The sequence below is a fragment of the Paenibacillus sp. J22P169 genome, assembly GCF_059691995.1.
The window spans coordinates 1114278-1126889 of record NZ_JCAUAO010000001.1; the positions used below are offsets into that span (position 1 = coordinate 1114278).

8 protein-coding genes are annotated in these 12612 nt (G+C 43.7%); all 8 read right to left on the reverse strand.

The window, feature by feature from the left end; genetic code table 11:
* Window positions 1-64: 64 nt before the first annotated feature.
* The 8 genes from AC58QG_RS05290 to AC58QG_RS05325 all read right to left on the reverse strand — a co-directional run bounded on the left by AC58QG_RS05290 (window position 65) and on the right by AC58QG_RS05325 (window position 12603).
* Window positions 65-1630 carry a DUF3502 domain-containing protein gene (locus AC58QG_RS05290; RefSeq protein WP_497361053.1) on the reverse strand — a complete coding sequence of 522 codons (1566 nt, stop codon included), beginning with the start codon at window positions 1628-1630 and terminating at the stop codon, window positions 65-67.
* An 86-nt stretch (window positions 1631-1716) separates the two neighbouring features.
* Complete coding sequence (locus AC58QG_RS05295; RefSeq protein ID WP_497361054.1) at window positions 1717-2619, reverse strand: carbohydrate ABC transporter permease; 903 nt, start codon at window positions 2617-2619, stop codon at window positions 1717-1719.
* Between the two features lie 12 nt (window positions 2620-2631).
* A complete protein-coding gene (locus AC58QG_RS05300; RefSeq protein ID WP_497361055.1) occupies window positions 2632-3543 on the reverse strand; it encodes an ABC transporter permease in 912 nt (303 codons plus the stop codon).
* 584 nt (window positions 3544-4127) lie between these two features.
* The gene (locus AC58QG_RS05305) at window positions 4128-6491 is read right to left on the reverse strand and encodes a helix-turn-helix domain-containing protein (protein ID WP_497362784.1); all 2364 of its coding nucleotides are present in this window, start codon (window positions 6489-6491) and stop codon (window positions 4128-4130) included.
* Window positions 6492-6550: 59 nt separating this feature from the next.
* The gene (locus AC58QG_RS05310; RefSeq protein WP_497361056.1) at window positions 6551-7318 is read right to left on the reverse strand and encodes a sugar phosphate isomerase/epimerase family protein; all 768 of its coding nucleotides are present in this window, start codon (window positions 7316-7318) and stop codon (window positions 6551-6553) included.
* An 18-nt stretch (window positions 7319-7336) separates the two neighbouring features.
* Window positions 7337-10411, reverse strand: a complete 3075-nt coding sequence (locus AC58QG_RS05315) for a glycosyl hydrolase family 2 protein (RefSeq protein ID WP_497361057.1) — start codon at window positions 10409-10411, stop codon at window positions 7337-7339.
* A 197-nt stretch (window positions 10412-10608) separates the two neighbouring features.
* Window positions 10609-11595 (reverse strand): Gfo/Idh/MocA family protein, encoded by a 987-nt coding sequence (locus AC58QG_RS05320; protein WP_497361058.1) that lies wholly within the window; start codon window positions 11593-11595, stop codon window positions 10609-10611.
* A 30-nt stretch (window positions 11596-11625) separates the two neighbouring features.
* Complete coding sequence (locus AC58QG_RS05325; RefSeq protein ID WP_497361059.1) at window positions 11626-12603, reverse strand: Gfo/Idh/MocA family protein; 978 nt, start codon at window positions 12601-12603, stop codon at window positions 11626-11628.
* Between the last annotated feature and the right edge of the window lie 9 nt (window positions 12604-12612).

Sequence of the window (12612 nt, forward strand, 5' to 3'; positions counted from 1 at the left end):
TAGATTCGGCCGATGCGCGCTTCATATTGAAACCCACACCGGCCGTTGTCAAACTCTTCTTCACCTACTTTTTGTTGATGGTTTTCCATTCATCTAACTGTTTTTGCATTTCCTGCATAATTTTGTCGAATCCAGCGTCGACATATTTTTTCTTCGCTTGTGCAAGGAAGGTATCGAAATCATTCATTGAACCAGTGATGAGTACCGGATTTACCTCTTTAGCTACAGCGCTCACTTGTGCCATTTCAGCTTTAACCGGATCTGGATTAAACGTGAATCCAACAATTTTGGAAGCAACCGCATTTTGGTTGTTATCTTGCATAACCTTCAGAGCGGCTGTGGAGTTCCAGTTGGAATCCCATTGGTCCCAAAGTGGTCCAAGCCAGTTGTGCCAGATTGCCCAAGTTTGCTCAGCGCCGGATTTGGCCGTAACGGACACTTGAGGTGTTCCTGCACCAGACTTCACGGTGTAGTTTTTACCTTCGACCCCATATGCCAATGTGTTGGACAAGGTCGGATTCTTCCAAATTTCATTAAGAAGCATAATGGCACGATCTGGATGCTCGGACGTTTTACTAATAACCGCCATTGCACTCGTAATAGCGCTTGTTGTAATTAAAGTTTGACCGTACTTCGTTTCAAGTGTCGGGTAACCGAACAGCGCTGTCGATTTGGAGCCATCTGCTGTATAACCGCCTGAATCCTCTAGAACGGCATATTTACCTGATTTAGCCTCAGCAATGAAATCTGTTTTGATTGCTGCATCCTTCGCCACATAACCTTTTTTATAAAAATCGTTCATCGTTCTATAAACGTCTACGTTGTCTTCCGCTTCGAGTGAATTGACCAGTTTACCTGATCGCTCGTCATAGAAGACGTTACCTCCTAGATTGGAGTAGTGATACAAATTCGTTCCGATTGCTGCCACATTTCCTGTGACCAGCAATGGCGTCATGCTCGGCTCATTCTTTTTAATAATCTCTAAGTAAGGCTCAATACTTTTCAAATTTGTAATTTTAGTCGTATCAAATTTGTATTTCTCTGCAATATCCTTTTTGAATACCCAACTATGTGCATCTGAATAAGGTGTTTGGCCTGGGATGGCATAAATTTTCCCGTCAAACGTTACTGCTGACCATGCACGTGGATCAACCTTCTTCTTAATGTCGGGTCCGTATTTATTCAAAAGATCATCCAGTGGCAGTATTGAACCCATCTTCACATTGTTCATAAATTTATTCGATCCCGAGGTTGAGAAAGCGATATCATATTTAGTGCCAGTTGAGTTCATTAAACTCATTTTTTGTTCCCAGCTCGCATTGTCAATGAAATTAAAATGCAAGCTGGCGTTAATGCTTTCTTTCAACATTTTATTTGCTACCGCTTCAACCGCCTCTTGGTCTGTTTCGCTATTGATTGGACTCCGCATGTACCAAGTAAGGTTAACAAATTCCTTGGCAGGTTCCGCTGCTTTTGGTGTTGCTTGAGCGGATGTTGCAGGCGCCGTTGTACTGTTAGGACTAGGAGTGGAAGTGGTGCTGCTGCAAGCGCTTAACACTACAGGTATCGTCAAAACAAGGGGTAAGGTAGTTCCTAACACTTTGAATTTTTTGGATTTTAGCTGACTCATTTTTAAGTCCCTCCCGTATCATCTTCCATCTACTCTTATCATGCTATATTAAACAGTTACTGCGCAAGAGCACAGTAGCTGGGATACTACCCTTTCACCGAACCAACGGTCAAACCGCGGACGAAGAATCTTTGGAAAAAGGGAAATACCACAAGCATTGGTCCTGCAGCAAGCACACACATCGCCATTCGAGCGCTGAGCGACGGGATTTCCATACCAGGCTTCACGAGTCCATATTGGATGGCTTCTGCACTGTTTAAGAATTCCATATTCTTCAAAACACGGATAAGCAAATATTGAAGCTTCAACATATCCTTGCTGTCGACATACAACAGGGTCAGCCACCAGTCGTTCCAATATTGTAAAACGAAGAACAGTCCTACGGTTGCAAGTGCAGGTAACGATAATGGCAACACGAGTTGAATGAAAATTCGCGTCTCACCTGCTCCATCCATTTTGGCAGACTCGAAGAGCGCAGTCGGTAGCGCTTGCAAGAAACCTTTCATGAGCAGAACAAACCATCCACTGATTAAATAAGGCACAATCAGAGCGAGAATATTGTTCTGTAAGCCTAACCATTTGGAAATTAGGATGTAAGAAGGAACAAGTCCTCCCTTGAAGAGCATCGTGAAGAAAATGAGAAAAGCCAGAATCCCTCGGTACGCATAGTCATGCCGTGAGATGGCAAACGCATAGGAAGTCGTCACCCACAGACCGACAATTGTTCCAATCAAGGTGGTTACAATGGTAACGGCATAAGAATTCAACAATTGCTTGGGCTCGACCAGAATCACCCGATAGGCGTCCAGATTAATCTCTTTGGGAATGATGGTGTAGCCGTTCTGAATAATACCGCTCTCCGACTGAAACGAAGTCGCCACAATAACGAGAAAGGGATAAAGACAAGCCACACAGACCGCGATAAAAATGGCATGAATCCATATTTGTGTGACTGTATTCGTATTTCGTAATGCCATAGGTTTGCTCATAGTTCATACTCCTTAGAATAGCGCATTTTCCGCATTGACTCGGCGAACGATGAAGTTCGTCATTAGAACCAATACGAAGCCGACAATGGATTGGAAGAAACCCGCAGCCGATGACATGCCGATATCCCCCATATCAATCAATGATCTGTATACGAATGTATCGATAACGTCCGTAGTCGGATAGAGTAACGTCGAGTTTAACGTAACATTGTAGAACAACCCGAAATCACTGTAGAACATACTTCCGATATGTAGAATCGTTAACATAATGATCATCGGTTTGAGCATCGGTATTGAAATGGAGATCACCTGACGCAACCGGCTTGCACCATCGATCTTGGCTGCTTCAAAATATTCAGCATCAATTCCCATCAGCGCTGCGTAGTAAATGACTGATCCGTAACCTAATCCCTTCCATACAGCAGCAGCAACAATGAGGACTGGCCAGTACTTGGGTTCGTTGTACCACATAATCGGATCCTTACCCAAGGCCGTTAGAACTTGATTGAAAACGCCATAATCCATATCGAGCAACGCTTTAAATGCAAACCCCGCTACAACCCAGGAAATAAAGTAGGGAATAAACATAATCGTCTGATACACTTTGACAAATTTACGGTTTAGTTCAAACAGCAACAGCGCAAAGCCAACAGCGAAAATTGTTCCTAACACTATAAATACCAAATTGTACAGAATCGTATTTCTTAACACACGAAATAGAACGTTACCATTAAACAAGAAATCAAAGTTTTTAAATCCCACCCAAGGGCTATTCCAAATCCCAAGATCGAATTGATACTGCTTAAACGGCAACAGCAATCCATACAATGGCACATAATCCAAAATAATAATAAGTATGAGCCCAGGCAAAGCCAGTAAGGATAACCCGCTATTTTTCTTGAAAATCTTTATTGCTCTTTCCATTCGTTCTCACCTCCTACTTGGTTGCATGTCGTGATTCACAATCAAATCGTAGTTAAAAATGGGGAGATTGTATATTGCAACATAGGAAAAACTCTTCAAAATCATGCACAAACAACTGAATTTGCAGACTGTGAATGAAGTAATAGTCTTGCTTTTTAACAGAAAAAGCCTCCGTTTGAACGGAAGCCTCTTGGTATGCCTTATCTTCTGAGGTGTATCGTCTTGGTATGCCCCCGATGCGCTTCCTGTTGCCTGACTACCTCACAATTGCTCCCTGCCTGTTAGTTCTGCGGAACCCGAGCTTCAATAATAACTGGAAAATCTCCAGTTAAATATTGGATTTTACTTTGAATTTGAGCTTTAAATGTAAAAAGTACAGTTATTTTTTATGATTATTGTCCATTTGGTGGAATTACCTAAAATTAGCTGGAGAAAATCCATTTAATTTAATTTCCAAGCCAAAATGAGTGGAATTAGCTGTAGATTTTCCAGTTAAACGAGGCGCAGCACTCGTCAATCTATGCACAAAAAAGACAGGGCGCTAGCCCTGCCTTTTTCGAATGCATATTTTGCCTATCGAAGCGTCAATCCCCTTGATACAGCTTAACTGTCTTCTTCTGCAGCGCGTATTCCCGTGGAGTAACATGGAACCTCTTCTTAAATAAGCTGAAGAAATAACTTTCATTCACAAAACCGACCTGCTCCACAATTTCACGAACGCTAATTTGCTGATCAACCAGCAGCTCAGCAGCTTTCTCCATCCGCAATTTATTAATATAGTCAGGAATGGAGATATCCATCGATTCTCTGAAGATTTTGCTTAGCTGCCTCGCAGAGATTTTCATGGTCGCAGCAATGGATGGCAGGTTGAGCGAAAGATCGCGATAATTCAGATGGATATATTCTTTTACCGCATCGACAATGTAATAATTGTGTTCATTATGCTTGTCAGTATGGTCGTTCGCCATGGCATCCTTCAAAGCAGCCTGTAGCAGATCTCTGATCTCTACAATGGTTTCCTTCTCGAGGAGGTTACGACTGATAGCGGAGATCGCCAATGACAAATTCGTCGCTGCTGCAAACTTCGTTTCCGAAAGCGCATCCTTAACGGCGTCCACGAATCGAATGACCGATACTAAAGCATTATTATAACTCAAAGCCCCAATCTCATTGAATATTTGTTGCAAATGTTCACCTGTTAGCGAAGCATTCCCTGCTTTCAAAGCTTGCAGAAAGGTCTCTTCCAAGTTACGATCATAGCTCATTTGCTTATTCTCACTATTTCGTTTGATGATATCGGACGTGATAATGCTTGAATGACCAAAAATAAAGCGGTACATCGCTTGATTCAGAGCTTGATTATACAAGTTAGCTAATTCGTTCAATGCATAAACCGTGTCGCTCACCATACAAGATAGTGTGACTTTAAAATAGCGAAAGACATTATCCTGAACTTCCTGCATCAGAGAATGAATGCTGTCTGTGTACGATAGCTCATCTTTCGGAATACGAACAATTAACACGACTTGGTCATCCATCATATCTAACCCCTCGTTCGGATATTCCTTTCCTACAATTTCAGAGGCGATGTTACTGATGGCATATCGGATGGTTTCTTGATCTTTGGTCTTTATGTTTTGTTTAAAATCCTTGTATTTGTCAATTTTCATAATGATCAAAGCATACGGGCCTTCAAGCGGGAGCGAAATACGCATTTCTGCAAAAATGGGCTTAAGCTCTTCACTGCTTAGGGTCAAACCATCACTCACAATCCGGTTCAGCCAATAGTTCTTCATCACATTTTGATACCGAAATTTCTCTTGATTAAAATGCTCAAGCTTCACCATCGATTGTTTATAAACGGTTCCTAGATAATTAATTTCATCGATCGTATCGACCTCTTCCAAATGCGAATGACCCACTCGGTCCGAAATAATCGTATGAACTAATTTATCGAATGGCTTGTAGATTCTACGAGAAATGCTGTATGAAAGGACCAAAGCCAGAACAATAAAGATAAGTGTAATAAGTACGATGGTTGTTTTCAGTCGCTCGATCGATTGAAACACCTGATTAACAGGCTGCGTCTTGATCAGAGTTAAGCCTGTTTCTTTCTCGATCACATACGTGACATAAAGCTTTGACCCTTCATACTTGCTCTGGAAAAATCCATTTTTTTGGGCATCCGCATGCGATGCGGCGTAATTCTTATATTCATTTTTCAACCACATTTTGTAATCGACTTGATCCGTATTGCCTTCAAGGAACTCGCCAGCGTCATCCAGCACATACACCCGATCGCCCTTTTTGGGATCAATACTATTAATCTTTACGATATTGTTAATGAGCCACTCTGGTTTGACATTTACGACAACGACTCCATCTGGTTTCGTGTTATTGATCGATGAACTATAAATAAAATACGAGAATACCCGCTCGGGCACTGTTTTCCCGTTCACTAGATTTTGGATATTACGAATGACGGGTTTCAGAACAGGCAGCATCTGATTCGCATTATAAAAGCCATCTACAAAAGGATCTTTGAAAAAAATGGAGCTCCCTACATTATAAAATTGATCTAGATTTCGATTATAGATACTGACCGAATGAATATATGGATTCGCTGTCACCAATGAAGTTACAATCGTATTCAATCGGGTGGCGACGTCAGCCATATTTTCGGTTTTTGCATACATAATCGAAGCCACATCACCATTTACGAATAGAAATTTGCTAAGGTTTTGAATAGATTCATCCATCACGTTCATATTGTATTCGATCTGATACAATATTTTCTGGTTGGACGAAGACTCATTCCGAAGCAGCAGCTTCTGCGTACTTATATATTCAACCATAGAAAGAACAAGGACTAGCAGCAGCACAGCCGCGCTAATCCATAATACCATTCTTGCAAAATACGTTTTGGTTCCAAACCATTTTCGCTTCATCAAAATGGCCTTAACCTCCTCGTGAATCTGTTAGGTTGATATCGCGTTGTGTGGACGAGTTACACGTCAATTCCGAGTTTCTTCAATCTCGCTAAACTGATTGCCATACTATCAAATGGATTCCGATCAAAGCAGAAATCCTGCTCAACTGCTCCCCACTCCACGCCGATTTCTCGGCACGCAGCTAATATCCCGCCAAAATTCATATTCCCCTCACCAATTTCAGCAACACGCTGCTCACGGGCATGCGTCACTAACATATCCTTTAAATGTACAACTTTCATCCGTCCATCAAATTTCCGAATCCACTCAATCGGGTCCGCTCCGCCTGCTTGTGCCCAATATACATCAAGTTCAAAGTGGAAGGCTTGACTGTCTGAATTCTCTCTTAAGATGTCCATGCCAGTTTGACCTTCAAATTTAGCAAATTCAAAATCATGATTATGATAAATAAACGTCAATCCTGCGTCTTGCAGCTTCTTGCCAATCTCAGAGGCTTCTCTGGCGAACGAAGCGTAACCTTCCCCGCTACCTTTATATTCGTCCGGCAATCCCCCAATTCCTACATACTTACAGTCCCAAATGTGATGTTTTTCAATAACGCTATCTATGCGATTGACTAAGTCTGCGTAGCTGATATGAGTAGCGCATATTTGAAGACCTTCGCGATCGGTCATTTCCTTCAATTCCTTGTTACCGATCGGTCCCATTCCCGAAACCTGGACGGCGTTGTACCCGATTTCCTTCACCTTTTTGAGCGTAGTAGCAATATCTGTTGGTGTCTTGAGATAATCACGAAGGGTATATAATTGTGCTGCAACTTTCATGTCCTTCACCGCTTTCTACTATAGTTGATAAAATGAGTAATCTTCTATCCAAATAACTGGTTGTTTAGTTAATCCATAGGGGACAATCGCGTAATCATCCCGCCACAAATTCGCTTGGCCGTTCAGCCTGCGATCGTACCAATCGACTTCGCCAGTCCCTGGGTACGTCCAGCTGCTCTGACCTGTGAAGCTTTCGGGACTTACCTTCGTAAGTTCACCACCAATATGATGATGAGGGCCAAGCATATTACGGAGCGAGTTAGCTAAAGTGAGCTGCAATTGATTTTCACCTACGCGTATAGCTTCTGTCACATCAAACCTCCAAGAACTGCTGGCGATGGTTCCCAGCATTTGGCCGTTTAATTCCCCTGTAAGCGTTATCACTTCAGCCCCAGGGAAAGATAGAAAATATCGCTTATTGTTCATCTTCTCGGGCAATGAGAAACTCTTTGAGAGTATATATTCCCCTGCGTAAAACGGATATCCTGCGACAGTTAAGTCACCTTCAACCGTCTCTTGTTCAGCCGTCATCACAAAAGTAGATAACCAATGATAAGAAGTTTCTTGTCCTGCTCCCTCGGTACTTTTCGTCTCAATACCAAAGTCACCCGCGATATAGATGCTCTCGATTTCCGTTCCATATCTTGAAACCGCATGACTACTATCCAAAATAGGAGCTATGTAATTGAGCGTAAGCGTGATGTGATTGGTGCCTATTTTTAGGCTGTCTGTGATGTCTATTTTATGAAAAGAAGCATCTCGATAGGATTCGCATCCTGGATCGTCAATAGATAGACCATTCACGCTGATGTTCGCGTACATATCAGGCTGCTCAACAATAAGAAAGGCTTGTAAGGGTCTGACGACCGCCTCATATTGATAGGCCAGAATGAGCGGGCCATTGTACCCTTTTTCGGTCAAACGTTCATGAATCCCAATGACCGGTTCCGCCGAATCGCTGTATGTCTCGCCCTCATTTATGGAATACTTGGCAAAATCGAGAGTTAGCAGATTCGGATCTTGACGTACTCCTTTCCATGGCCCTTCCAATGTCATGACAGGCTTGTGCTTGCCTGGTAAATGATAATCGCCTGAAATCGTAGCCGCTCGCGATGCCTCGCCAGTCGTCACGATGAAGGAATGCGCGGGCTCCAATTTCAAATGGAACATTCCAACTTGGTCTGGTCTGAAATTGTAGCAAAGTCCTGTTTCAGGATCCCAAAGCAACGGACTTTCTGCTTCTTCCCGCAACGTGAAAGCAAACTCCAATACCTGTGATTTGGAAAGGTTAGTGACGTATATGAGACTACCACCCTGTAGATTTCTATGTTGTGTCCAAATGGATGAGACCTCATTGCCAAACAATTGAATGGCTGGTGCAGACGCTTGTGCGAGTGCTGATTCCAGCTGGTCATCTTGAATTGGAATGGCATAGTCTCTCAGCTTATCTAGGGCAGCAACAGCATCCTCCCCATCTACATAAATCGGATAGCCGCCAATTGCAAGAACTTTACCGCCGCTCTGCGAGAAGGACTCGAGTAATGTTAGCGTTGATAGTCGTATGGTGCTCATGTAAGGCAACAAAACTACCTTGTAACGCATATGACCAACCTGCAGCTGATCCCCTTCGATCATGCCAATGTCTTGCAGAATTTGTTCATCTCCCAGATCATAATCCCGATGCATCCCCATTAGCTGCTCCAAGAGTGTTATGAATTTGGTATCTCTTTCATTAATGCTAGTCGTACTTACCGCATTAATGGAAACAACATCCGCACCTGCTAATTCCATGATACAGCTTTCCAGCGGATGTAGCACCAACAGATCTGGCGCAAACTCTCCTTGAGACGTTAGGTAGCAGATCCGCGCCATGTAATCTTCCACCAGCTTGTTGTTTTTCCAATAGGGTTGCTGCGGTGAAATCGTAGGCGGATAATCGCGCTTCCTACAGCCCTTCATGCTATATAAAGCAAGATGCGGGCAAAAGTGATTGATGCCAAGCACGGCGTGCCAGCCAGCGATCCATTTGCGATCTTCAAAGCTCATATTTTGACCGCTGATGCCAAATAATTCGGAGAGCCTGCGCTCCATGCCATACTGGTTGGCGACGCTAGTTAAGCTTTTGGCTGCAATCAGCCCGCCATCAATTCGTAAGCCCAAATGATCAATGCCAGGCTGCTGCATATGACGATACTGAATCATCATATTGCCTACATTCAAGATAATGGAGCCAAACGAGTTCTCCCCATTAAAGTGTCCCGTCCACGTCAATCCAGCCTCAGCGCAATATTCGCCAATCTGGCGGCTAAAGCTGCTTTCTAACAGAGCAGAAAGACTCCGGTAATAATCCAATCTAATCTTTCTAAACGCACCCGTGTTGTCAAAAAGGGCTTGCACGTGGTCCAACATATCGTAGCCATGCTGATGTTGAAAAAATTCTCTCAACCAAGGCGAGTAACTGATTATTCCCAGATGGGGAAAGCTTACGGCTCGTGGACTGATTTGGGGTTCATCTGTGAAGATCCCTTTGGCCGTGTGACCAAGATAAGTGTTATATTTCTGGGCATAGGGCGCATAAGAGCAATCGATAAATGACTTTACCATATCCGGATTCATCAAATCCACCCAACAGGTGCCGTTGTACCACGCATTGCCCAGCGCATCTTTGCAGCTAACATAGATATAGTTATCATCCTCTTGCAACCATTCACAGTTAGGTGGAAGGACTGAGCTCTTGTCCAGCCTGATTAGTGATCTTGCATGATAATCCGAACTTAGGTTAGGCACAATCCCTCCAGCGTAGCCGGAGGGCCATTTCTCTTCGTCATAAAACCACGCCTCAATCCCCAACTCCTCACACTCTTCACAAGCGGCTTGGATCGCAGCCCACCATTCTTCTCCTAAATATTCCGTCATTAACCCAGTTCGGCTATGGAGGTATGCACCACCAAATCCACCTTCAGCAAACTGCTGCAATTGTTTTTTTATTTCTGCGGGTTCCAATCGGTCATTGAGAGACCAAAATGGAATCGAACGGAATTGTGCAGGAGGATCCTTGAACGCATCAACATGTATTCTCATCGAGTCTGGCATTGCTTTACCTCCCGGATCGAAAAGGTGCGCCATCCGCTCACCTCTACAATTATTCTAGGAGTCGCATCTCACAAAGTAAATTGCAATATGAGTAATTCTCTTCAATTTGCGTCATGATGTGGAGGCGATAGCACAATAGCAAAAGCCTTACATAAGTTTTGCCCATGTACGGCTTTTGCTGTCTTCTTTTCAATTTGTTATACGGATACCGGCTGTCCTATTTTAGCTGACTCATAAGCAAGAAGCGCTACTTCTGCTGCTCTTAACCCGTCTTCCCCCGTGACTGGCACCTGCTCGTTATGAAGTAATGCTTTAACGAAATCTCGCATCATATAAGCGTCCATATCATCGCCCCAGAAAGAGTAAACGCCTTTACCTAGTGAGTTTCGGAACAAATCGTTCTTTTGGGCGAATCCATCAACGGAGATAACACCTTTGGTACCGACAATCTCCATGGTCACATCCCCCCAGGTAGGGAACGATTTCGGACGCGACCAACTTGTATCTAATACCGCGAATACGCCATTCTCGAACTTGATGTGCACCATTCCAGCATCATCCACTTCAAGCTCTTCTCTGAAAAGCGTTGCCGCATAGGCATAAACTTCTTTGACCTTGGATTGTAAAAACCAATTCATTAAGTCCATGACATGGACCGTATGATCAAGGACAGCTCCGCCACCTGACAGCTCTTTATTGACAAACCAACCACCAGGATTGCCCCCGTGATTCGTCCCTTTAATCGCGACAATATCACCAATCTCGCCTCTATCAATGGCTTCCTTCGCTCTCACAACTGCCGCTAAGTATCGGCATGGAAATGCCGTCATGAGTTGCACACCATTTTCCTTGCATGCGGCAATCATCGCTTCCATCTCTTCTACGGTAGTACCAAGCGGTTTCTCACAAAGTACATGCTTTTTCGCTTTCGCTGCATCTATGGTCAGTCTCGCGTGATGCACATTCTCCGAACAAATGACGACAGCATCTAGATCTTGAGCTAATAGGTCATGGTAATTCGCAAAATACGGAATATTGTGATGCTCCACAATGCTTGCAACACGACTTCGATCCTCCTCGGCGATGCCGACGATTGTAACCTCAGGTGATTGAGCCAAATAATTGAAATAGCTAAACGCATGCCCATGCGCGAAACTTATCATCCCTACTCTTAACGTTTTCATGATATTTCCCTCCCAAATGAATTTCGGTGATTATAACAGCACAGCTTTGCCTGTGCGTATGGATGCCAGAGCCGCATTGGCAATTTCCAAAGCTTTCACTGCGTCGTAGGCTGTTACGAGAGGTTCCGTCCCGTATCGGATACTGTTAAGGAAATGCTCCAATTCGATGAAGTACGGATCATTAAAACCTGGGCTTTGTGGAATTTCCACAACCTTACCCCTATTCTCCTCAGAAGCCACTTTACGGATTTGCAAAGATTGTGCATTCATACTATCGGTACGGACTAGTCCTTCCGAGCCAGCAAATTCAGCCGCATAGCGGAACGAGCCTGGATAACCCCAGAACGCCTCCAAATTCGCTACGGCACCACTTTCAAATACCAGCGTAACGAGCGCATAATCCATATTTGAATCACATTTATTCATGCCATATACCGACTTGACCTCACCTAACGTCCAGCGCATGAAATCGATGTCATGAATCATTAAATCAACGATTACACCACCGCTTTTGTCCGCTTCTTTAAACCACGGTCTTGCATCCCCTGGATGACTGCCGACACGTCTTGCATTCGCTACTCCGACTTTACCAATCTCACCTGCGTCGATCTGCTTCTTCATTTGACTGTATTCGGGGAAAAACCGCACGACATGTCCTACGAAAAGTCTAACTTCGTATTCTTCACAGCAGCGGATCATCTCTTTCGCATCAGCAACATCAAGGGCAACGGGTTTCTCACAAATCACATGCTTTCCTGCCATAGCAGCTTTACATACGATCTCTTTATGTAAATAGGAAGGTACTGCCACACTGACCACGTCAAAATCCACAGCAGCAACCATCTCTTCAAAAGATTCATAGGCTACAGATCCTGTTTTTTCAGCAACTTCATTCGCATACGTTATAACGTTATCACAGACGCCGACCAATTCGACGCCAGGCATCTTCGCATAACTCAGTGCATGCCATTGTCCCATTCCACCGCAGCCGATAACAGCAACTTTCATATCTCACTC